We start from the raw sequence: 20,798 nt of genomic DNA on the forward strand, positions 1-20,798 counted from the left end.
AACCGTTCAGGACATCCGTGGACCTTCGCCAGGCTTATAGCGACCCGGGATCGAGGCGTGTGCAAAGTCCCCTGACACGTCCCAGCATGTTCGCTTCGCCTTCCGCTGTCCGATCCACCGGCTCGAATTCCAATTCGACCATGCCCCGATAACCCTGATCCGCCACCTGCCGCAGGATCGCCGTCCAATCCAGCAGGCCCAAACCCGGATCGACACGATCAGGAACGTCGGCGAACTGGATAAGGCCAATTTCCGCCGCGCTCATCGCCAACGCGGATGGGACATCATGCCCCATCATGGCGACATGGCCCGTATCGAACAGCAACCGCACCGACGGCATCGCCACGGTGCGTACCATTTCAAGGGTGTCCTCCAGCCGGTTGAGCAGCAGGCCGGCGATGCGGGTTTCCGCGATCGGTTCGACCAGCAGGGTCAGGTCGCGGCGGGCGGCGGTTTCGGCGTTGCGCTTCAGATTTTCCGTCATCGCCACCAGTTGCGCGCCGCGGGATCGATCGGGGTCCAGTCCGGCGACACAGACGACGCCTGCCACGCCGAAGCGTTCGGCGAGCGCGCAGCTTGCCGTAATGCTCTCCTGCACGGCTTCGCGGCCTACCTCATCTTCGGCGCTCCAAAACGGCAGGTTCCAGCGCATCGGATCGCCGCCGAAGCTGGACAGGTTAAGTCCGCGCAACGTCATCCGCTCCGCCATGGCCGCCTGCTCCGCCGCAGGACGGAGCTTCAGGAACAGGTCCTGCACGCCTGAAAAGCCATGGTCGGCGAGCGCATCGATCTGATCGACCGGATCAACCGAGCGTCCAAGATGCGCCAGCAGCGGCCGGTCCGGTGCGCTGAGGCCGAGATGACCCGCCAGGCGAAAATCTGTTGTCACCGCGTGACCGTGTCAGCGAAAGCGATCAGCGCCCGGTTGAACGCTTCGGGCTGTTCCTGCTGCACGAAATGCCCGGCGCCCGGCACAGCGATCATGCCCCGCAAGCCCGGAACGCGCGACGGCATTCTTTCTTCCCAATCTGGAAAAAAGCCGAAGGCCGGGTCCTTCGCGCCGTAGAGGAATAGGGTCGGCGTTCCGACATCATGATCGGCCCAGCGCTCCCCGATCCGCCAGTTCGCGTCAGCCGTGCGATAGCTGTTGAGGCCGCCAATGAAGCGCAGCATGGGTTCGGCATCAACATATTCCGCGACGAAGCGGTCGAACTCGGCTTCGCTCAGCCAGGGCCAAGGGAGCGGGGGCGCGGGCGGCAGGACATCCAAATAGCCGCTGCCCACCGATGATGCAGTCTTCCAACTCCACAGGTCTCCTTCCGAGGAGAGAGCGTAGAACAGGCGCGCCAGAAATTCGCGGGGGCGCGCCGCCAGTTCCCGTTCGGCGGGACCGACCTGCTGGAAATAATGGAGATGAACGAAATGCTCTTGCGCCATGGCGGCGAAGCGTTCGCTAGGCAACCGATCGGGCGAGGAGCCTTCCGGTCGCGCGGGGGCGTCGGCGGGGTAGCGCGGCCCACTGCCCAGCATGGCGCGCCCTGCCATGTCATAATCATAGGGGATAGTGGCGACTAGGCCCGCAACCCTTTCAGGCGCGCGGACGGCAAGGTTCCAGGCATATTGGGCGCCGAAATCCTGGCCGACGATCACGGCCTGTGCGGCGCCATAATGATCGAGCAGCGCGATCAGGTAATCCTGCATATGGTCGGACGTATAGGCGGCGGGATCGGCCGGCCGATCGCTGCCGCCATAACCCAGGCTGTCGATCGCCACGGCGCGATAGCCCGCCTCTGCGAGGGGAGCCATCTGGTGCCGCCAGGACCAGGCAAGACCCGGAAACCCGTGGATCATCAGGACGAGAGGGCCCTCCCCCTGCTCCACCGCGCGCAGGCGATAGCGGCCGACGTCGATCAACTGTTCCTTCACAGGCATGCCCCCTCCTCTCCGCAGGCTATCCGCCATGCGAGGCCCGCAATCTCGCCCGCGCGCGCGCCGTGGACGGCAGCGGCTTCGCTGGACGCGTTGCCGCTGATCGCGCGATGATAGACGCCCTGGCGGATTGCGGCGTTACGAAACATCGCAAGCGTTAAAGCATAGCGCCAATGGGCGGGATCGATGGGGCCCGCGCCACTGCGCTCAGCATAGGTGCGCAGATAGTCAGCTTCGCTGGGAATACCGAGCGCGGGCAAGTCCGCGTCGGACAGGCCGCGATAGCCCTCCCTCGGCACGCGCCAGGCCATGACATGCTGGGCGAGGTCGGCCAGGGGATGGCCAAGCGTTGACAGTTCCCAATCGAGTACCGCGATGATGCGGGGCTCGTCCGGCGCGAATATCATATTGTCGTTCCGGAAGTCGCCATGAACTATGCGGATTGCTTCCAGCCCCGGATCGTTCGTGGGCAGCCAGTCGATAAGTTGCTCCATCGCCTCGATGCGCTGGGTTTCCGTCGCGCGATATTGCCTCGTCCAGCGAGCCACCTGCCGGGCGAAATAATTGCCCGGCTTGCCGTATTCGGCCAGGCCCACATCGGCCGGATCGATGGCGTGGAGCGCGGCGAGCACGCGGTTCATCTCGTCATAAATGGCAGCGCGCTCGACGGGGACAAGATCGGGGAGGCGCGCATCCCAGAAATTGCGGCCTTGCGCATAGTCCATGATGAAGAAGGGTGTGCCGACGATGCCGCTGTCCTCGCACAGGGCGAGCGGCGGGGCGACGGGCACGGCGCTGTCCTTGAGCGCGTCGGTCACGCGATATTCGCGTTCGATGGCATGGGCGGAGGGGAGCAGCACGCCATCGGGCTTGCGCCGCAGAACGAAGCGCGGCGCGCTGTCCACCGACAGCAGGTAAGTCGGATTGGACTGTCCCCCCGCGAATTTCTCCGCCGTGATTGAGCCGCCCGCACCCGGCACATGCTCGCGCAGCCACGGCGCGAGACGCGTCGTGTCGAGCGTGCGGACGTCAGTCATATTTCGCCAGCTCTAAGCGCCCGAGCTGGTGGCGGTGCACTTCGTCCGGGCCGTCGGCGAACCGTATCTTGCGGGCGTGGGCATAATAGCTCGCGAGGAAGAAGTCCTGGCTGATCCCCGCCGCGCCATGGGCCTGCATCGCCCAGTCGATCACCTGACAGGCCATGTTGGGCGCGGCGACCTTGATCATGGCGATATCCGCCTTCGCCACCTTGTTGCCGACCGTATCCATGCGGTGCGCGGCGTGGAGCGTCAGCAGCCGTGCCTGATCGATCATGATGCGACTGTTGGCGATGCGTTCGATGATGACGCCCTGTTCGGCAAGCGGCTTGCCGAAAGCTACGCGCGACTTCACCCGGCGGCACATAGCCTCAAGCGCGCGTTCGGCCATGCCGATCATGCGCATGCAATGATGGATGCGCCCCGGCCCGAGCCGCGCCTGCGCAATCTCGAACCCGCGCCCTTTGCCCAGCAGCATGTTGGAGGTGGGCACACGGACATTTTCAAAAAGAATTTCCATGTGGCCGTGCGGCGCGTCGTCATAGCCGAGCACGGTCATCGGCCGCAGCACGGTGATGCCGGGCGTGTCGCGCGGCACCAGGATCATCGACTGCTGCTTATGCTTGGGCGCGGTGGGATCGGTCTTGCCCATGAAGATCATGAGCGCGCAGTCCGCCTCGCCCATGCCCGAAATCCACCATTTGCGGCCGTTGATGACATAATCGTCGCCGTCACGGACGATCGAGCTTTCGATATTCGTCGCGTCCGAGGAGGCGACCGCAGGCTCGGTCATAGCGAAGGCGGAGCGCATCTCGCCCGCCAGCATGGGTTTGAGCCAGCGCTCCTTATGCTCTTCCGTCCCGAACCGCTCCAGCGTCTCCATATTGCCAGTATCAGGCGCGGCGCAGTTGAAGACGGCGGGGCACCAGTGGACCCGGCCCATCTCCTCGCAGAGCGGCGCATATTCGAGGTTGGTGAGCCCCGCGCCATGGCCGCTTTCGGGCAGGAACAGGTTCCACAGCCCCGCTTGCCTAGCAAGCGGCTTGAGCTGATCGATGAGGGTGACATGCGCCCACCGATCGCCGGTCGCCACCTCCTCATAATAGCGTTGCTCGTTGGGATAGATATGCGCGTCCATGAAAGCGCGCAGCCGCGCCAGCAGGTCTGCAGTCTTGGCATTGGGCTCATAGCTCATGCGTAAAAGCCCCTGCCCTCGCGCGCATATTGGACGAGTAATGGCGCGGGCGTCCAATAGGCGTCGCCCTGATCGGCGCGGAACGCCTCGATCGTCGCTAGCACCTTGTCCAGCCCGATCTGGTCGGCCCAATGCATGGGGCCGCCGGTGTAGCTCGGCCAGCCAAGTCCGTTGACCAGCGCGACGTCGATTTCATGCGGGCGGGGCACGATGCCTTCGCTCAGCAGCTTCGCGCCTTCATTGACCATGGCGTAGAGCAGGCGTTCGCGGATCTCGTCCTCGCCAATCTCGCGGAGCGTCAGGCCATGGCGCTCGGCATGGGCGGCGATCATCGCATCGGTCTGCAGATTGGGGCTGGCCTTGCGGTTCTCGTCATAGCTGTACCAGCCCGATCCGGTCTTCTGCCCCAGCCGCCGTTGCGCAACCATCTGTTCAGGGAAATCGGCGCGCAATTCGCGCTCCGTCGCGGTGGCGGCACGGGCCTTACGCGCCGCGACCTGCACATCGAGCCCGGCAAGGTCGCCTAGCGCAAAGGGACCCATTGGGAAACCGTAGGACAGCAGCACCTTGTCGATGGCGGCAGGCTTGGCGCCCTCCTCGACCAGGAAGAAGCCTTCGCGCGATCGCTTGGACAGCATGCGATTGACGATGAAGCCATCGCACACGCCCGACAGGACCGGCAGCTTGCCGATGCGTTTGCCGAGCGCCATGATCGTCGCGACGACTTCGGGATCGGTCTTGGCCGCGCGGACATTTTCCAGCAGGCGCATGACATGGGCGGGGTTGAAGAAGTGCATGCCGCACACATCATCGCCCCGGCCAGAAGCTTCGGCCAGCGTGTCGATATTGAGAAAGCTGGTGTTGGACGCCAGTATCGTGCCCGGCTGCGTCACTTGCCCAAGCTGCGCGAAGACCGCCTTCTTGATCTCCAGATCTTCGGTTACCGCCTCGATCACCAATTGGGTCGCGGAAAGGTCGCGCGGGTCGCCGCTGGTGGTGATGAGCGCCATCCGCTTGTCCATCGCCTCTTGAGACATGCTGCCTTTGGCGACGGAGGAGGACCACATTTTCGTGATCGCCTTCATCGCCGCATCGACATTGGCCGGGTCGAGCCCGACGGCGATCACCGGAAAGCCCGCAGTGACGAGCGCCATGACGATACCGCGGCCCATGACGCCCAGGCCGATGACGCCCACGCGCTCGACAGGACGGGTCGCGGTGTCAGCGGGAAGGCCCGGGATGCGCGCCACTTCGCGCTCGGCCGCGAACATGTGGCGCAACGCCTTGGACTGCGCGCCATGCATGCACTCGCGAAAAATCGCCAGTTCTTGGCGAACCGCCTCATCAAAGGGCAGTTCATAGGCTAGGCGCATGGCGTCCAGCGCACGGAGCGGGGCGGTCTGTCCGCGCATCTTCTTCGCCACCGCCTTGCGCGCCTCCTCGAACAATGCCGGATCGTCGGCGGGCATCGGCAGGGTCGAGGAGCTGCGCGGCCCCTTCCCTTCCGCAACCAGCCCCTCGGCGAAGGCACGCGCGGCGGCCGCCAAGTCGCCGCCAGAAGCGACCGCATCGATCAGGTTGGATTTCAGCGCGTCGTCAGTGCCGATCTGGTTGCCCTCCGTCACCAGCTTGATCGCGGTGGCAAGGCCCGCAAGGCGCGGCGTCCGCTGCGTGCCGCCGCCGCCGGGCATCAGGCCCAGCTTGACCTCGGGAAAACCGAATTTCGTGCCCGGCGCGGCGATGCGGTAATGGCAAGCGAGCGCAACCTCCAGCCCGCCGCCCAACACGGTGCCATGGACGGCAGCGATGATCGGCTTGGTTGCACGGTCCATCATCTGCATGACTTCGGGCAGGCCCGGATCAGCCATGGGCTTGCCGAATTCCTTGATGTCGGCGCCCGCGATGAAGGTCTTGCCCTCGCACCGGATGACGAGCGCGGCGAGCTTCGGGTCGGCCTCCGTCTTGCGGATCGCTTCGGCCAGGCCCTGGCGGACGCTGGCGGAGGTGGCATTGACGGGGGGATTGTCGATCACCGCTTCGGCAATGGCGCCGTGGGTGTGGAAGCTGACGGTATCGGACATGCGAAATTCCTATTCAGGATGCGGGCGCGACGGTCAGGAGCACTTTGCCCTTCACTTTGCGCTTTTCGAGATGCTGGAGCGCCGCCACTGCGTCGGGCAGGGCGAAGCGGGTATCGATGACGGGCCTCAGCTTCCCTTCCGCCAGCCATGCGAGCAACTCACGCATATTGGCGCCCTGTGTGACAGGATCGGCGCGGACGCTGTTGCCCCACAGCACGCCGACCGCCGACGCGCTTTTCAGCAACAGCAGATTGGCGGGGATCGAAGGGATTTCCCCGCCCGCAAAGCCGATGACAAGCAGGCGGCCACCCCAGGCGAGGCTCTTGACCGCCGTCAGGTTCATCGGCCCGCCGACCGGGTCATAAATAACATCGACGCCCTTGCCATCCGTCAGCGCCTTGATCCGCTCGCGCAAATCCTCTTGCGCATAGTCGATAAGGTCGTCCGCGCCCTGCGCCTTCGAGAGCGCCAGTTTTCCCGGGCTGGAAGCAGCAGCGATCACCCGCGCGCCCATATGCTTGCCCAGCTCCACGGCGGTCAGGCCAACGCCCCCGCCCGCGCCCAGCACGAGCAACGTTTCGCCGGGCTTGAGGTTCGCGCGGTCCTTCAGCGCGTGATAGGATGTGCCATAGGTGATGGCGATGCCCGCCGCGACTTCCAGATCCACGCCGTCCGGCACTGGCCACACCTGAGTAGCGGGCGCCCGGACCTGCTGCGCAAAGGCTCCACTGCCGGTGAAGGCGATGACGCGGTCTCCAATGGAAAAGCCCTCCACGCCTTCGCCGATCGCAGCGATGCGCCCGCCGGCCTCACTGCCCGGCACGAAAGGCAGCGGGGGCTTGGTCTGATATTTGCCCTGCACGATCAGCACATCGGGATAATTGACCCCCGCCGCCACGACGTCGATCACCACTTCGCCTGGCCCCGCATCGGGGGCGGGGAATTCGCCATGATGAAGGTCTTCAACCGGCGCGAGCGCCTCGCAGATCACGGCTTTCACATCACTCTCCTAAGCCTCGCCATCAGGCGTGCAGCCCTTGATTAGGCTTTGTTCGGCCATGCTACCATTTCGAAATTCCGACCCATAGCATCAGGAAAACTGATGGATCATGAGAAAGAGAGGTCATTTTCCTGATCCACCCACTCCTCGCTTCTTTGACGGGCAAAGTCGCGGAACGCGCGGCAGGCGTGCGGCTGCTCGGTATCGCGGCGGCTGACCAGACTGACGATACGGGTGAAGCGCAGTTCGGGAACCGCCAGTTCGACCAGTTCGCCGCGCCCGATCTCGTCAGCCACGGTCAGGCTGGACAGGCAGGCGAGCACCGCGCCGTCGCCAACGATGCGCTTGATCGCTTCGACGCTGTCGCCTTCGAAAACGATGTTAAGCGAGTTCAAGGATTTCAGCGCCTCGACCGTGAAGGATATGCGCTCGCTCGATAAGGTCTTTTCCAGCGCCCAAGGCTGGTCCGCTAGTTTCGCCAGCGGCACCGTCGCCCGTCCGGCGAGCGGATGGCCCGGAGCGGCACACACCACCAGCCGATCGCGCAGCCAGGGTTCGGCCTCCAGATAGCTGCTATTGACCGGCGCACCGACGAAGCCGACGTCCAGCGCCATGTTGCGCACCCCCTCCATCACCTCGTGCGATGGCATGATGCGCAATTCCACGCGGACGCCGGGATGGCGGCGCATGAAAGCGGCGCATAGGCGAGGCAGGACATAATCTCCCACCGGCACCGCCGCGCCGATTCGCAACCGCCCGCGCACTTCCTCGGGCAAGGACAGCGACTCCATATCGGCGACCTGCACCAATATGCCGCGCGCCATCTCCAGCATGGGCCGCCCTCGATCGGTCAACAGCATGCGACGGCCGGAGCGGGCGAAAAGCTGCACGCCCAGATGCGTTTCCAGATCCTTGAGCGACATGCTGGCCGCCGATGCGCTGAGGCCGATCTCGTCCGCCGCGCCCGCCACGCTGCCGGTGCGGGCGACGGCTTCGAAGACTGCGATCTGGCGTAAGGTTATCCTCACCCTGCCTCCCAGCGCCACCAATTGCCGAATGGGCGGAAAAAGCGCCGTGGAGAAGCAGGATCAGGAATAAGCAAAGCTGGTCGCGATCAGCGCAGTTCGCCCCGGTGCATGGCTTCCGCGCGCGCCTTGAGTGCCTTGGCCGTGTCGTTGAATGCGCGCGTCACCCAATCCCCGCAAAAGCGCATGACATGGATGCCATTGGGACCGGTAAAGGCGTCGGTCGACTGGTAGCGGCACTTTTCCGCGCCCAGTTCCTCGATCATCTGGTCGCGCCGGGCCGGATAGGGCCAGGCTTCGCTGTCATACATTTCCCAGGATAGAAGGCGCCCGGGCTCGAACGCACACACATATTCGCAATTGGGCGCAAGCGAGCCGGGATTGGCATAGTTGACCAACCGCATATGGACCGGCGCGCCCATCTCCAGCGTCGATTCTGCCCATACGCAGAATGGGTTCCATTCACCATAGCGCGGCATATCGGTCAGAATGTTCCAGACCACCATGGCAGGCGCATCGATTTCGATCGGGTCCGACGCGACCAGCGTTGCCGGATCATAGACTGCGAAGGGATCGAACCGCTCCACGGTCAGGCTTTCCACGGACATCCTCTTCTCCTTCGGCTTGTAAGCGGCGCGGGACATGAGCGGCCTGTTCGATCACGCGAACGGGCAAATTTTTTGCAACTCATGCAGCTGTTTGCGTAGATGATAGCACGGCGGATCGGCGGGTCAATGTCATCCAATGCCCCAGATCAGGCTTGACCTGCGTAACATCTTGACCAATTCAGCACGCATGACGAAGCAGGCTAAGGGAAAGAAAGCGGGAGTCCGCCGAGTCCCCGTCCGTGCGTCACGCACAAGCAGAAACAGACGCACGCTTGCCGCGCGTGGGAGAGATCATGGCCGACACTTACGACTTCATCATTGCGGGCGGCGGCTCTGCGGGCTGCGTGCTGGCAGGGCGACTGTCGGAAAATCCGCGCAATCGGGTGCTGCTGCTCGAAGCGGGCGGGAAGGATAACAGCGTCTTCATCCATGCGCCGGGCGGACTGCTGCCGATCATGTACCGCGGCATGTTTCAATGGATGCATGTCAGCGTACCGCAGACGCATGCCGGTGGGCGGCAGATGTACACGCCGCGCGGCAAAGTCCTTGGCGGCTCTTCCTCCATCAACGGCATGGTCTATGATCGCGGCGCTGCCGCCGATTATGACGGCTGGCGGCAGCTCGGCAATGAAGGGTGGAGCTATGACGATGTGCTCCCCTATTTCAAGAAGCTGGAGGATTTTCAGCCCGGCGGCGAAGAAGGTTATCACGGCCGCGGCGGTCCTGTAGTTGTCACCCGGCCGGGGATCGAAAATCCGCTGGCCAAGGCTTTTCGCGATGCCGCCGTGGCGGCGGGCGTTCCCTATAATGACGACCCCAGCGGATCGCAGCGGGAAGGTGTTGTTCCCGCCGATGTCACCGCCTCGGCGGGCTACCGCTGGAGCGCTGCGCGCGCCTATCTGAAGCCCGCGCTGCGCCGCCCGAACCTGCGCGTGATCACCGGCGCCCATGTGGAGCGGGTGATCGTCGAGGAAGGGCGTGCGACCGGCATCAGCTGGCGGCGCGCCGGTCAGCTGGAACAGGCGAACGCATCGCGTGAGGTGATATTGTCCGCAGGCGCAATTCATTCACCCTGGATTTTGCTGCTCTCGGGCATTGGCGACGGCGAACATTTGCGCCAGGTGGGCGCGCCGCTTGTCCACCACCTGCCAGGCGTCGGACAAAATTACCGGGATCATGTGGCGGTCAGCGTGAAGCAATATTGCACGCAACCCGTATCGCTCTTCAACGTCTTCCACCCGGTCGTCGCTGCAAAGGCGGTCGCGAACTTCCTGCTGTTCCGCAAGGGGCCGCTCGCCAATCCGCCTGCGGAGATCGGCGCTTATCTAAAGACCATGCCAGGCGCGGAATATCCGGACGTGAAGGTGCATTTCGCCATGGCCCTCTATGAAGCCATGGGGCGCAAGCTCATCATGGACCATGGCTATTTCGCGCATATCGACTTGCTGAACCCCGAAAGCGTGGGCGAGATCAAGCTGACTGGTCCAGACGCCTCCGCGCCGCTGTCGATCGACCCCAACATCCTGTCCACCGCCAATGACATGGCGATGGGCCGCGCGGCGATCCGGGCCGTGCGCAACATCTTCGCACAGATCCCCTTCGACCCCTTCCGTGGCGAGGAACTGGCCCCCGGCGCGAATATCCAGTCCGATGACGAGCTGGACGCCTATCTGCGCGAAACAGCCATTTCGGACATACACGCGGTGGGCACCTGCCGCATGGGACATGATACAATGGCGGTGGTCGATCCGCAGCTCCGCGTTCGTGGCGTCGCCGGGCTGCGCGTCGTTGACGCCTCCGTCATGCCGCGCGTGCCGGGCGGCAACACCAACGTCCCGACCATGATGGTGGCCGAAAAGGCCGCCGACATGATCCTGAAGGCTTGAGGGATCGTCAGATCGCATGCCGCGAGATCGCCAGGCGACCAGACATATAGCTGCTCGTCCTGGGCGGGGTTTACCTCGCCTGCCGGATTGGCAATCCTTGGCCACAGGACCGGATGATAAGGGAGAGGCGGATGTCTGAGCTGCGTTTCGATGGCAAGGTCGCAATCGTGACTGGCGCCGGAGGCGGCCTGGGGAAAGCTTATGCGTCGCTGCTCGCCGCGCGCGGGGCCAAGCTGCTCGTCAACGATCTTGGCGGCAATTTCCAAGGCCAGGGCCAGGATGTCAGCTATGCCGAAGCCGCGGCGCGCGACATTCGTGATGCGGGCGGCATTGCGGAGGCCAATGGCGACAGCGTGGCGACCTCCGCAGGCGTCGAGGCGATCGTGCAGGATGCCCTGAAGCGCTGGGGACGCGTCGATATATTGGTCAATAATGCGGGCATCGTCAGCGCGTCCGGCACTCTGGCCACCGTCACCGATGAGGAATGGGAAAAGGACATGGCCGTTTCGGCCAGCGGCACTTTTTACCTCTGCCGGGCGGTGTGGGAAGGCATGCTGGAGCGCGACTTCGGCCGTATCGTCAACATCTCATCCGGATCCTGGTTCGGCATGGGCAGTGCGGTTCCCTACCCGGCGGCTAAGGGCGCAGTATGGGCGATGACCCGCGCGCTGGCCGCCGCGACCAACGCCCTGGGCAAGAATGTGAAGATCAACGCCATTATGCCGATCGCAGGCAGCCGCATGACGCAACTCATGGGGCCGGAAATTCACGGTCTCATGGAACGCGATTTCCCCGCCCGCGCCGTAGCACCGGTCGTCGCTATGCTCGCGCATGAAAGCGCGCCCTGCAATGGCGAAATGTTCACGGCAGGCGGCGGAGGCTACACCCGCGTGTTCGCAGGCGTCACCCAAGGCTACCGCGCTACCGACAAGGACTGGACACCCGAAACTGCCCTTGCACAATTCGATAAGGTGATGGACACGAGCGGCTTCCGCATTCCTGAAGGATCGATGGACGAAGCTGCCCTCTACACCTCGGATGTGCCATGGGAGGCGTTCAAGGCCTTCATCAAATAAGTCAGTTCAACAAGGAAAGCAGTTAATATGACCGGAAGGTTGCAGGACAAGGTCGCCATCATCACCGGCGGAGCGCGCGGCATGGGCGAAGCGACGGTGCGTCTGTTCGCCCGCGAAGGCGCGAAGGTCGTCATCGCCGACGTGCTGGAGGCGGAAGGTCAGGCACTGGCCGCGGAGCTGGGCGATCTCGCCATGTTCCAGCGGCTAGACGTGTCTGACGAGGGCAGCTGGACGGCATTGGTGGACGCCGTGATGGCGCGCCATGGCCGGATCGACGCACTGGTCAATAACGCAGCCGTCGTGGCCTTCACCCCCATCATCGCGCTGACCTCCGAACAGATCGACCGGGTGCTCGGCATCAATGTGAAGGGCACCATGTTGGGCCTCAAACATGCTGGCGGCGCGATGTGCGCCGCCGGGCGGGGGGCGATCGTCAACATCTCGTCCGTCGATGGCTTGCGGGGCGCGAATTCGCTTGCGCTTTATAGCAGCTCGAAGTGGGCCGTGCGCGGGCTGACCAAGACCGCGGCGCTGGAATTCGGCCATCTCGGCGTGCGCGTGAACAGCGTGCATCCCGGCGGCGTCAACACCGTCATGGGCAATCCCCAGGCGCTGGAGGGCGAGGCCAAAAATGCCGGTTATGAACGCGTTCCGATGCAGCGCATCGGCGAACCGGAGGAAATCGCCGCCGCCAGCCTGTTCCTCTGCTCTGACGAGGCGAGCTACATCTGCGGTGCCGAATTGTCGGTCGATGGCGGTTGGTCTGCGGGCTACTACCATCATTATCTGCCCGGCGCGCCCGCATCGCTGACGTCGATCTGATCTCAAAAAATTCTGGAGAAGCATGAATATGACTGAAGAAGAAAAGGTTTTTTCTGGCGGCGTTGCCGTCATCACCGGCGCGGGTGCTGGCATCGGCATGGGCCTTGCCCGCCGCTGCGGTGAAATCGGCATGACCGTTGTCGTGACCGACATCGACAAAGGCCGGGCTGACAAGGTCGCCGCCGAGATCGTGGCGGCAGGCGGCAAGGCAGAGGCCATCCAGCTCGATGTGTCCAAACCCGAAGCGCTCGACGCGCTCGCCCAGGATGTGTTCGACCGTCATGGCGCCGTCCGCCTGCTCATCAACAATGCCGGCATCGAAACCATCGGCAATGTCTGGGAAATTCCGGCCGCCCGGTGGGAAGCGACGCTCAACATTAACATCCATGGCGTCGTCCATGGCGTGCGCGCTTTCGTGCCGCACATGCTGCGCGTCGGCCAGGAGGCATGGATCGCTAACCTCGCCTCGATCGGCTCCTTCGGCCAGATGCCGACGCAGACCGCCTATATCATGAGCAAGCACGCGATCCAGTCGTTCAGCGAGTGTCTCTATCTGGAAATGCAGGTGGCAAAGGCGCCGATCAACGTATGCTCGATCATTCCGGGCATGCTGAAAACCAGCATCTTCGACGCCGAAGCAGGCGTAGGCGAGCCGGAAAGCGCCGCTTCGCACCGTGCGACTATGGCGCATATGATGGCCAATTACGGCATGGACCTGGACGAAGGCTCCCGCGTCTTCGTCGAAGGCCTCGCCGCCCGCAAATTCTGGATTTCCAGCCAGCCCGAAATGACGGAACAGGCCGTCGCGGGGCGGATCGCCTTCTTCCAGAACCAGAGCAATCCCGAACTAGGCGAGCAACAGCGCGCCTTGCTCGGCATTTAACGAGACAGCCGGGCGGGGTCTGTCCCCGCCCGGTTCCCCGTCAAAACGGCCGCATTCCGCCCTTCTGTATTTCCGCTTTTTCCTCCATCCGAAAAGGCCGCCAATGCGGGACCAGAAGTTCGCAAACAGAGAGGAGAAGGTGAGATGAAGACGCACGTGATCGTGACCGGCGCGGCAGGCGTGCTGGGCCGGGCCGTGACGAAGGCGCTGGAAGAAGCTGGGCATAAGGTGACCGGCATCGACCGCGCACCGGACGCGGGCGCGGTAGGTGCTGGCGCCTATCTCGGCAACATCGATCTCACCGATCCTGCGGCAGCGTCTGCCGCGATCGAAAAGGCGATCGGCGCGAGCGGCCCATTAGGAGCGCTCGTCAATGTGGCGGGCACCTTCCGCTGGGAAACCGTCGCGGATGGCGACATCGCCACCTGGGCCACGATGTTCGACATCAACCTGCGCACGGCCGTCAATGCAGTTCGGGCCGCGCTGCCGTCCCTTCGTGACGGCGGCGGCGCGGTGGTTAGCATCGGCGCGGCCTCGGCGATCAAGGCGGCGGCGGGCATGGGCGCCTATGCCGCGAGCAAGGCGGGCATCGCCAAGCTGACCGAAGCTCTGGCCGAGGAAGAAAAGGACAATGGCGTGCGCGTCAACGCGGTTCTGCCCTCGATCATCGACACGCCCGCCAACCGGGCCGACATGGCCAGCGCCGATTTCACCCGTTGGGTTTCGCCTGCGCAGATCGCGAGCGTCATCGCCTTCCTGCTGTCCGATGGCGCATCTGCCATCACAGGCGCTTGCATCCCTGTCACCGGCCGCGTCTGACCTTCAGATAATGGGCGGGGATGCGCCCCGCCCATTACCGCCAAGATCAGGCGGCCGTCTCTTCCGCCGTCGCCTTCTCATGGATGACGAAGTCGTCGAGCTTCGGCTCGCGCGATTCATTCCAATAGTCGAGCAGGCGGAAAGGCCAGGAGCCGATCACCCGGCCCTTGCTGTTCTTGTAGTAGCTGTTGGCCTTGGGATGGGTCCAGATCATCTTGGGCATCTGACCCTGCACCCGATCGTTGAACGTAGCGTTGGCGTCCTCCGTCGGCTCCATCGCGCTCGCCCCGGTTTCCACCAGATGATCCAGGCACTCCAGGATATAATGAACCTGCGCCTCTGCCATCAGGTTGACGCCCGCGCCATGGTTCGGACCTGCATTGGGACCCATGATGTGGAAATAATTCGGGAAGCCAGGGACCATCAGCCCGAAATAACCGACCGGGTCCTCATCGCCCCATAGCTCTCGCAGGTTGACGCCATCACGCCCGATAATGTCCAGCCATCCCGCCATGCGCGCCACATCATAGCCGGTCGCCAGAATGATGGCATCGACGCGATGTTCGGTGCCATCGGCGGTCCTGATCGCACCAGGGAGCACGCGCTCGATCCCCGCCGTTTCCAGCGTCACATTATCGCGGCGGAACATGGTCAGCCAGTTGGTGTCCATGACGATCCGCTTGGAAAAAACCGGGCAGTCCGGCGTCAGCTTTTCCATCAGGTCCGGCCGGTCGCCCAGCTTCGCCTCCAAGTTCGACATGCAGAACTTTCGCAGCCGTTCGTTAACCAGCGAAACCGAAGGGCTCTCGGCGGGCCATTCGGGATCCTTGATCAGGTTGGAATAGAGCCCGTCCGACCCGGTCCAATAGATGCCAAAACGGAACCAGGCGAGATAGAAGGGGATGTGCCGCATCGCCCATTGCACGCCTTCGGGCACCTTGGCGGCGGCCCATTCGCTCGGCACCACCCAATGGCCGGACCGCATGAAGACGGTGAGATGCTCCACCTCATCGACGATCGCAGGGCCGCACTGCGCGGCGCTCGCGCCCGTGCCGACCATCGCCACCCGCTTGCCCTTCAGGTCCAGGTCCGGGTCCCATTCGGCAGTGTGGACCAGTGGCCCTTCAAAGTCCTTCAGACCCTCGATCTTGGGCCAGACCCAGCGGCTAAGGCGTCCATGCGCATTGATGACGGCATTGGCCCGCACGGTGGACTTGCCGCCATGCTTGTCGTTGAGCTCGACCTCCCAGACCTGCTCATCCTCGATCCAGCGCATGCCCAGCACTTCGGTTTCGAAGTGGATATGGTCGCGCACGCCATAGCTGTGGGACGCGCGGATCAGATAGTCGAGCATCTCGCGCCCACGCGGACGGTAGGTGGACCATTCAGGATTGAGCGCGAAGGAATAGGAATAGAAATGGCTCGGCGTATCGACGCCAGCACCCGGATAGCGCGCCACCCACCAAGTGCCGCCGACCTCGGAATTCTTCTCGATTACCTCGAAATCATAGCCGCCTTCCTTCAGCTTGATCGCGGCGGCGAGGCCGCTGATGCCCGCGCCGATGATCAGCACCTTGAACCCCTGCGGGATCTGCTGGCGCGCAGGGCGGTGCGACCGGTCATGCTGCGGCCCAAGACCCGATTGTTCGAGCAGCAACGGGATGAACTCTTTCGAAACCGGTTCCCCCATGCCGACACTCATGATCCGCTGCAGCAGCGCGGGCTCTGGGATGGTCAAATCGGCCTCGTTCGGACTGGTCAGCAACGCCCGCATCTTCTCGCGAAGCTCCGCCGCCAGATCGTCGGGAACAGCAGTCTGCTTACCAGAACTCAGCGCATGGACATGCGGCTGAAACTTGTCGAGCAGGGCCATGTCGCGGCTCAGATGCACATAGGTCATCAGCAATGTCGGCAGGTCAGCCGCCGCCAACGCATCGCGCAGCGCCTGGTCTTCGGCAAGCGGCAGTTTCTGATCTTCGGTCAGCGCAACGGTCATCAATCTATCTCCTTACGCTGCCCGGGCTATGGATCTGTTGCAACGGCAGCAACGACCAACCGCACCGATCCGGATAGGAGGAAGAGTGAGGAGGCGGCGTCAGTTCGATTGGCCCAGTGCGTTCATCGTCTCGGAAGACTTTGTTCGGGGGCAGCGGGTTTTAGTCCTTGCTGCATCCTAAAACGCCAGCTTGCTACGCAAGAAGTTGACATTATGGCGTGGAAAGGCACAGTTCGCGTGAAGTTTGCGGGAGGGAAACGGCGCACCGGCGATAAGCCCGGCACGCCGGTCACCCGCGTGGAAACATCCGTACCGGAATGGGGCTATAATGAGTAATTGGGATAAGGAAGTCGATATCCTCGTGGTCGGGTCGGGCGCGGGCGGCCTGCTCGCGGGCCTGGTCGGTGCGCATAACCGTGCGGACGTGCTGATCGTGGAAAAGGCTGACCTTTGGGGCGGCACGTCTGCCACCTCGGGCGGCGGCATCTGGATTCCCCGCAGTGACGTCGCCAAGGCCGCGGGCTTTGAGGATAATCTGGACGACGCCTTCACCTACCTGCGGGCGCTCTCCGCCGACAATGTTCCGGACGAAAATATCCGCGCCTTCGTCGATAACGCAGCGCCCATGCTGCGCTGGGTCATGGCGAACACGCCGGTCCAATATATGGCCTTCCCCTATCCCGATTATCATGCGGAAAATCCGGGCGGCTCGGCCCAGGGCTACCGCACCCACCTGCCCCTCCCGATCAGCGGCAAGCCGCTCGGCAACGAAGTCCGCTCCCTGCGCTTCGCCTCCCCTGCGGCCAGCCTGTTCGGCTACATCAACTGGCACTTCACCGAAACCAGCGAACTGCTCTACCGCACCAAGGGCTGGATAAAGAATCTCGCCGTAAGCATGGCGCGCTACTGGCTCGACCTTCCCTTCCGCCTCACCTCACGCAAGGACCGCCGACTGACGCTGGGCAATGCACTGACCGGCGGCCTGCGCATGGCGCTCAACGATCGAGGCGTGCCGCTCTGGCTGAACACGCCGCTCATCGACCTGGTACGCGAAGGCGACCGGGTGACGGGCGCTATCGTCGAAAAGGACGGCAAGCCCTACCGCATCGGCGTCCGCCAGGGCGTGGTGCTGGCAGCGGGCGGTTTCGACAAGAACCAGACGATGCGCAACGCCAACGCGCCGCTCTATCCCACTGCCCAATATTCGGGCGGCGTTACCAGCAATACCGGTGACAGCATCCGCGCGGGCGAGGCGATCGGCGCGCGTACGCTCAACCTGCAATCGGCTTGGGCCGCGCCGGTTTTCTACGTGCCGGGCGAAGATCGCGGGCGCCTCTGCACCGTCGAACGCGCGCTGCCGGGCTGCATCATGGTTAACCAGAGCGGCAAGCGTTACCTTAACGAGGCCGCCTCCTACCATATCGTCGGGCAGCAGATGGCGCGGCGCGATGCCGAACATGGCGACGCCAATCCCAGCTGGATGATTTTCGATCACACTTACCGCCACAAATTCCCGATGGGGCCGCTCTACCCGCTGATGCCCACCTTCCTGCATAGCAAGGGCGTGCGCAGCATCCTGAAGCAGGGCCGATCGATCGAGGAATTGGCGCGCAAGATCGGCGTCGATCCCGCGACGCTGTCTGAAACGGTGGCCCGTTTCAACACCCATGCGGCCAAGGGCGAGGACCCCGAATTCCACCGGGGCGAGGCCGCCTACGATAAGATGTATGGCGATTTCCGCCACGTCCCCAACCCCTGCCTCCGGCCGCTGGACAAGGGGCCCTTCTACGCTCTGCCCATCTATCCGGGCGACATCGGCACTAATGGCGGCCTGCTGACCAACGCCAAGGCGCAGGTGCTCGACGACACGGGCGAACCCATCACCGGGCTCTATGCGGTCGGCAACAATGCTGCCTCAGCCATGGGTGAAAGCTACCCCGGCGCAGGCGTCACGATCGGACCCGCCATGACCTCCGCTTATGTGGCGGCCCGCCACATGACCGGCGCCAACGCATGATTGAGGCAAACCGGCGGCAAGTGCTTCGCTTTTTCGAAGGGCTTACCGCCGGCGCCTTCCCGGACGATCTCTTCGCCCCGGACCTCACTTGCTGGACCACCGCCGGTGATATGGACGCGGGCCTGTATCGGGCTGTGCCGCGGATGCTGAAGTCCCTCTTCCAAGATGGACTTGCCTTTCACATTGACGCCATCATTGCCGAAGCGGACCGCGCCGCAGCGCAAGTCCGATCGAAGGGCGTCTTCGAGGGCGATCAGCTCTACACCAACGATTATGCCTTCATCTTCGGCTTCAAGGACGGCCGCATTTCGTCCGTGGCGGAACATCTTAACCCCCTTTGCGTGCCTGAAGCGCTTGCGGCGCGGATGATGGCGGCCATGCACGGCTGATGAGCACCGCCCGCGCCCCAACGATCCGCATCGCCGCCGCCCTGATCGACAGCGATAGAGGTCGCATGCTCCTTGTGCGCAAAGCGGGGACGCCTTGGTTTATGCAGGCAGGCGGCAAGATTGAAGAGAGCGAAACCCCCTTCCCCGCACCGCAACGCGAATTGCTGGAAGAGTTGGGTGGACGCTGCACGAGGATGAAACCCGTATATCGGCCAATTTTCCTCCCCCGCAGCCGATGAAGCAGGCCATGTGGTGCAAGCCGACCGCGCTCGCCAGCCCTTGCCGTCGGGGCGGAAAGAGCGGAAGCCATCGGGGTCGAATTACTGGAGGCCGAGCCGATGCCTCCGGCACCGCTCACGAGAACGCACGTCTGCCAGTGGCGTCCAGACTGCGGCGATAGTCCCGCCGCTTGCCATCAAGCTTCGTTTAGCCGCCTCGCTTCATCCGTAACCACTCGCCGCCATTCGATCCGCACCAAGTCTGTGCCGATCTCTGTCTCCAGAAAGAGCCTGTCGCCGGAGAAGGCATAGCGGCGCGGCTGGTCGGAACCGATCCAGTCGGGATACCATGCGCCATCGACATGATGGGTGATGACGCCTGCCATGGCATCAATCGAATATCGGCCAAAATAACCGCTATAGCCGCGCATAGACGCGCCAAGTTCCTCATCGCTCACCTGATAGACGCTGGGCTTCCCGAACAGCGGCCGGTCGGGCCGCATCAGATGGCAACTCATATGCCCATCGGCGCTATACATGATCTGGCCTACGGCATCGGTTCCAAAGGGATAATCCTTCGTCCCGTCCGAGTGAAAGGTTGTCCACAACACCAGCTGCCATCCGCCGGTAAAGGCGGCGAAGGCCTGCGCTGCGTTCATCTCGGGCCGGGTCAGTCTCTGGGGCAGGCCGCTCATGGTGCGGTCTCCTCCCGCCGGATCAGCGACAGCGGCTTGGTGCCGGGCGGATAATGTTGCGGCCGCCCCGGATTATAGGCGTCGTTCAGTACCCCGATGAAGGCCATGTCATCATAGGGGTCGGACGGCGGATCGAAGGATATGCCCCTCCGCCGCAAATCGGCCATGAAGATCTCCGCGACCATGTCGTGGGTCAGGTCGTCTCGGTGATCGGAATGGAGCTTCAGATCATCCAGGTCATGATAGACCTCCGCGTTCCAATGCAGCATCAACCGAAGGTCATCCGTATGCAGCACCGCGTTGATGGTATCCCCCGTCTTCATCAGCCAGCGATCGCGGTCATCCGGATCGACGCCCAGTTCCGTGTCGAACGATAGCCCTTCATAGATGCGCCGCGCAGGCGGACCATTTGACTCGGGCCGGTGATACATGCGCTCATTCTGGCAGATCAGGCCCTTGTTCCACATCGGCGCGGTCACGCGCTGCGGCTGTCCGGCGATGCCGTCCGGCCAATAGGTAAAGCCGCCGGTCGGACATTTGCACCACCAGGCGACCACCTGCGTCATCTTCACCATCCACCTGTCGAACAGCCCCGACTTGCCCATCAGCGACAGGATCCAGAGCGGTGCTTTTTCTTGCGGATGCCGCGGAAGGTCACGCCGTCTATGTGGCCGGGATCGGTCGCCTCGAACGGCCCTGAGAGGCTGAAATACATGAAGGTCGGCCTCGCCAGACCCGCGCCCCAATAGGCCCGCGCATGCGCGCGCAGCCTGGGGTCGAGGAATATGTCATCCAGTTCGGTATAATAGCTGGTCCCATGGCTCGCGACCCAGCCGCGAAACTGCGCGACGATGAAATGGTCCATAGACATGTTGGGCTGGATACGGCCGCTCGTCGAAGCCGCGATCTGCTCAATATTCTGGAATCGTCCCTTGGTCACCATCGGCCACGGACCATAGTTCCGGATCATGTCTAGTAGCATCGCGTGCTGCGCGGGCGTATAGACATTATCGATTTGAATGGGCGGCGCGACTGGCCGCATGTCCGCGGCCGTGCCCGTTGCGATGCTTGCCACCTCGCCCTCCTCTACGTGCCCGGCGATTGGCCGCCGGCGCGAGTCCT

General features: G+C 63.5%; 20 protein-coding genes. 8 read left to right on the forward strand and 12 right to left on the reverse strand.

Annotated features, from left to right (window positions below):
* Positions 1 to 34 precede the first annotated feature (34 nt).
* From ACFO3E_RS02700 to ACFO3E_RS02735, 8 genes are all read right to left on the reverse strand, one after another.
* Positions 35 to 889 carry a TIM barrel protein gene (locus ACFO3E_RS02700; protein ID WP_380802331.1) on the reverse strand — a complete coding sequence of 285 codons (855 nt, stop codon included), beginning with the start codon at positions 887 to 889 and terminating at the stop codon, positions 35 to 37.
* A complete protein-coding gene (locus ACFO3E_RS02705; protein WP_380802334.1) occupies positions 886 to 1,932 on the reverse strand; it encodes an alpha/beta fold hydrolase in 1,047 nt (348 codons plus the stop codon). The genes ACFO3E_RS02700 and ACFO3E_RS02705 overlap by 4 nt, the downstream gene beginning before the upstream one ends.
* Positions 1,923 to 2,966 carry a phosphotransferase family protein gene (locus ACFO3E_RS02710; RefSeq protein WP_380802336.1) on the reverse strand — a complete coding sequence of 348 codons (1,044 nt, stop codon included), beginning with the start codon at positions 2,964 to 2,966 and terminating at the stop codon, positions 1,923 to 1,925. The genes ACFO3E_RS02705 and ACFO3E_RS02710 overlap by 10 nt, the downstream gene beginning before the upstream one ends.
* Positions 2,959 to 4,161, reverse strand: a complete 1,203-nt coding sequence (locus tag ACFO3E_RS02715) for an acyl-CoA dehydrogenase family protein (protein ID WP_066531000.1) — start codon at positions 4,159 to 4,161, stop codon at positions 2,959 to 2,961. Before ACFO3E_RS02715 ends, ACFO3E_RS02710 begins: the two co-directional genes overlap by 8 nt.
* The gene (locus ACFO3E_RS02720; RefSeq protein WP_380802339.1) at positions 4,158 to 6,242 is read right to left on the reverse strand and encodes a 3-hydroxyacyl-CoA dehydrogenase NAD-binding domain-containing protein; all 2,085 of its coding nucleotides are present in this window, start codon (positions 6,240 to 6,242) and stop codon (positions 4,158 to 4,160) included. The genes ACFO3E_RS02715 and ACFO3E_RS02720 overlap by 4 nt, the downstream gene beginning before the upstream one ends.
* A gap of 13 nt (positions 6,243 to 6,255) precedes the next feature.
* Positions 6,256 to 7,242 carry an NADPH:quinone oxidoreductase family protein gene (locus ACFO3E_RS02725; RefSeq protein ID WP_380802342.1) on the reverse strand — a complete coding sequence of 329 codons (987 nt, stop codon included), beginning with the start codon at positions 7,240 to 7,242 and terminating at the stop codon, positions 6,256 to 6,258.
* 107 nt (positions 7,243 to 7,349) lie between these two features.
* Positions 7,350 to 8,270 (reverse strand): LysR substrate-binding domain-containing protein, encoded by a 921-nt coding sequence (locus tag ACFO3E_RS02730; RefSeq protein ID WP_156518668.1) that lies wholly within the window; start codon positions 8,268 to 8,270, stop codon positions 7,350 to 7,352.
* Positions 8,271 to 8,356: 86 nt separating this feature from the next.
* Positions 8,357 to 8,875: an SRPBCC domain-containing protein gene (locus tag ACFO3E_RS02735; RefSeq protein WP_066531705.1), complete on the reverse strand. Its 519-nt coding sequence runs from the start codon at positions 8,873 to 8,875 to the stop codon at positions 8,357 to 8,359.
* 293 nt (positions 8,876 to 9,168) lie between these two features.
* On the opposite strand from ACFO3E_RS02735, the gene ACFO3E_RS02740 reads away from it, so the two are divergent.
* From ACFO3E_RS02740 to ACFO3E_RS02760, 5 genes are all read left to right on the forward strand, one after another.
* Entirely contained in the window at positions 9,169 to 10,761 is a 1,593-nt protein-coding gene (locus ACFO3E_RS02740) for a GMC family oxidoreductase (RefSeq protein WP_380802346.1), read from the forward strand.
* A 131-nt stretch (positions 10,762 to 10,892) separates the two neighbouring features.
* A complete protein-coding gene (locus ACFO3E_RS02745; protein WP_380802348.1) occupies positions 10,893 to 11,837 on the forward strand; it encodes an SDR family NAD(P)-dependent oxidoreductase in 945 nt (314 codons plus the stop codon).
* A gap of 27 nt (positions 11,838 to 11,864) precedes the next feature.
* Positions 11,865 to 12,659: a glucose 1-dehydrogenase gene (locus tag ACFO3E_RS02750; protein WP_380802351.1), complete on the forward strand. Its 795-nt coding sequence runs from the start codon at positions 11,865 to 11,867 to the stop codon at positions 12,657 to 12,659.
* A gap of 28 nt (positions 12,660 to 12,687) precedes the next feature.
* Positions 12,688 to 13,542, forward strand: a complete 855-nt coding sequence (locus ACFO3E_RS02755; protein WP_380802354.1) for an SDR family NAD(P)-dependent oxidoreductase — start codon at positions 12,688 to 12,690, stop codon at positions 13,540 to 13,542.
* 144 nt (positions 13,543 to 13,686) lie between these two features.
* Complete coding sequence (locus ACFO3E_RS02760; protein ID WP_380802356.1) at positions 13,687 to 14,361, forward strand: SDR family NAD(P)-dependent oxidoreductase; 675 nt, start codon at positions 13,687 to 13,689, stop codon at positions 14,359 to 14,361.
* Between the two features lie 46 nt (positions 14,362 to 14,407).
* Here the strand turns inward: ACFO3E_RS02760 and ACFO3E_RS02765 are convergent, their stop codons facing one another.
* Positions 14,408 to 16,357, reverse strand: a complete 1,950-nt coding sequence (locus tag ACFO3E_RS02765) for a flavin-containing monooxygenase (protein ID WP_380802358.1) — start codon at positions 16,355 to 16,357, stop codon at positions 14,408 to 14,410.
* Positions 16,358 to 16,685: 328 nt separating this feature from the next.
* Between ACFO3E_RS02765 and ACFO3E_RS02770 the strand changes: the two genes are divergently transcribed.
* Genes ACFO3E_RS02770 through ACFO3E_RS02780 form a run of 3 tightly spaced genes read left to right on the forward strand, consistent with a single transcriptional unit; the run spans position 16,686 to position 19,002 of the window.
* Positions 16,686 to 18,374, forward strand: coding sequence for an FAD-binding protein (locus tag ACFO3E_RS02770; RefSeq protein WP_380802361.1), 1,689 nt, complete (start codon positions 16,686 to 16,688; stop codon positions 18,372 to 18,374).
* Entirely contained in the window at positions 18,371 to 18,763 is a 393-nt protein-coding gene (locus tag ACFO3E_RS02775) for a nuclear transport factor 2 family protein (RefSeq protein ID WP_380802363.1), read from the forward strand. The genes ACFO3E_RS02770 and ACFO3E_RS02775 overlap by 4 nt, the downstream gene beginning before the upstream one ends.
* On the forward strand, positions 18,763 to 19,002 hold the full coding sequence (locus ACFO3E_RS02780) for an NUDIX domain-containing protein (protein ID WP_197486359.1): 240 nt from the start codon (positions 18,763 to 18,765) through the stop codon (positions 19,000 to 19,002). Before ACFO3E_RS02775 ends, ACFO3E_RS02780 begins: the two co-directional genes overlap by 1 nt.
* A 176-nt stretch (positions 19,003 to 19,178) precedes the next feature.
* Here the strand turns inward: ACFO3E_RS02780 and ACFO3E_RS02785 are convergent, their stop codons facing one another.
* The 3 genes from ACFO3E_RS02785 to ACFO3E_RS02795 are packed head-to-tail and all read right to left on the reverse strand — an operon-like array spanning position 19,179 to position 20,751.
* Positions 19,179 to 19,676, reverse strand: a complete 498-nt coding sequence (locus ACFO3E_RS02785) for a lipocalin-like domain-containing protein (RefSeq protein WP_225870619.1) — start codon at positions 19,674 to 19,676, stop codon at positions 19,179 to 19,181.
* Positions 19,673 to 20,281: a hypothetical protein gene (locus tag ACFO3E_RS02790; protein ID WP_380802367.1), complete on the reverse strand. Its 609-nt coding sequence runs from the start codon at positions 20,279 to 20,281 to the stop codon at positions 19,673 to 19,675. Before ACFO3E_RS02790 ends, ACFO3E_RS02785 begins: the two co-directional genes overlap by 4 nt.
* Positions 20,281 to 20,751, reverse strand: coding sequence for a hypothetical protein (locus ACFO3E_RS02795; protein ID WP_380802370.1), 471 nt, complete (start codon positions 20,749 to 20,751; stop codon positions 20,281 to 20,283). The genes ACFO3E_RS02790 and ACFO3E_RS02795 overlap by 1 nt, the downstream gene beginning before the upstream one ends.
* Positions 20,752 to 20,798: the final 47 nt, after the last annotated feature.

This window comes from Sphingobium tyrosinilyticum, assembly GCF_042654265.1.
Lineage (GTDB): Bacteria > Pseudomonadota > Alphaproteobacteria > Sphingomonadales > Sphingomonadaceae > Sphingobium > Sphingobium tyrosinilyticum.

What these genes read in the sequence shown, in the direction of transcription:
- ACFO3E_RS02705 (WP_380802334.1), bottom strand. Translation starts at nt 1,932, where the DNA reads ATGCCTGTGAAGGAACAGTTGATCGACGTCGGCCGCTATCGCCTGCGC.
- ACFO3E_RS02710 (WP_380802336.1), bottom strand. Translation starts at nt 2,966, where the DNA reads ATGACTGACGTCCGCACGCTCGACACGACGCGTCTCGCGCCGTGGCTG.
- ACFO3E_RS02715 (WP_066531000.1), bottom strand. Translation starts at nt 4,161, where the DNA reads ATGAGCTATGAGCCCAATGCCAAGACTGCAGACCTGCTGGCGCGGCTG.
- ACFO3E_RS02720 (WP_380802339.1), bottom strand. Translation starts at nt 6,242, where the DNA reads ATGTCCGATACCGTCAGCTTCCACACCCACGGCGCCATTGCCGAAGCG.
- ACFO3E_RS02735 (WP_066531705.1), bottom strand. Translation starts at nt 8,875, where the DNA reads ATGTCCGTGGAAAGCCTGACCGTGGAGCGGTTCGATCCCTTCGCAGTC.
- ACFO3E_RS02740 (WP_380802346.1), top strand. Translation starts at nt 9,169, where the DNA reads ATGGCCGACACTTACGACTTCATCATTGCGGGCGGCGGCTCTGCGGGC.
- ACFO3E_RS02745 (WP_380802348.1), top strand. Translation starts at nt 10,893, where the DNA reads ATGTCTGAGCTGCGTTTCGATGGCAAGGTCGCAATCGTGACTGGCGCC.
- ACFO3E_RS02750 (WP_380802351.1), top strand. Translation starts at nt 11,865, where the DNA reads ATGACCGGAAGGTTGCAGGACAAGGTCGCCATCATCACCGGCGGAGCG.
- ACFO3E_RS02755 (WP_380802354.1), top strand. Translation starts at nt 12,688, where the DNA reads ATGACTGAAGAAGAAAAGGTTTTTTCTGGCGGCGTTGCCGTCATCACC.
- ACFO3E_RS02760 (WP_380802356.1), top strand. Translation starts at nt 13,687, where the DNA reads ATGAAGACGCACGTGATCGTGACCGGCGCGGCAGGCGTGCTGGGCCGG.
- ACFO3E_RS02765 (WP_380802358.1), bottom strand. Translation starts at nt 16,357, where the DNA reads ATGACCGTTGCGCTGACCGAAGATCAGAAACTGCCGCTTGCCGAAGAC.
- ACFO3E_RS02770 (WP_380802361.1), top strand. Translation starts at nt 16,686, where the DNA reads ATGAGTAATTGGGATAAGGAAGTCGATATCCTCGTGGTCGGGTCGGGC.
- ACFO3E_RS02775 (WP_380802363.1), top strand. Translation starts at nt 18,371, where the DNA reads ATGATTGAGGCAAACCGGCGGCAAGTGCTTCGCTTTTTCGAAGGGCTT.
- ACFO3E_RS02780 (WP_197486359.1), top strand. Translation starts at nt 18,763, where the DNA reads ATGAGCACCGCCCGCGCCCCAACGATCCGCATCGCCGCCGCCCTGATC.
- ACFO3E_RS02785 (WP_225870619.1), bottom strand. Translation starts at nt 19,676, where the DNA reads ATGAGCGGCCTGCCCCAGAGACTGACCCGGCCCGAGATGAACGCAGCG.
- ACFO3E_RS02790 (WP_380802367.1), bottom strand. Translation starts at nt 20,281, where the DNA reads ATGGGCAAGTCGGGGCTGTTCGACAGGTGGATGGTGAAGATGACGCAG.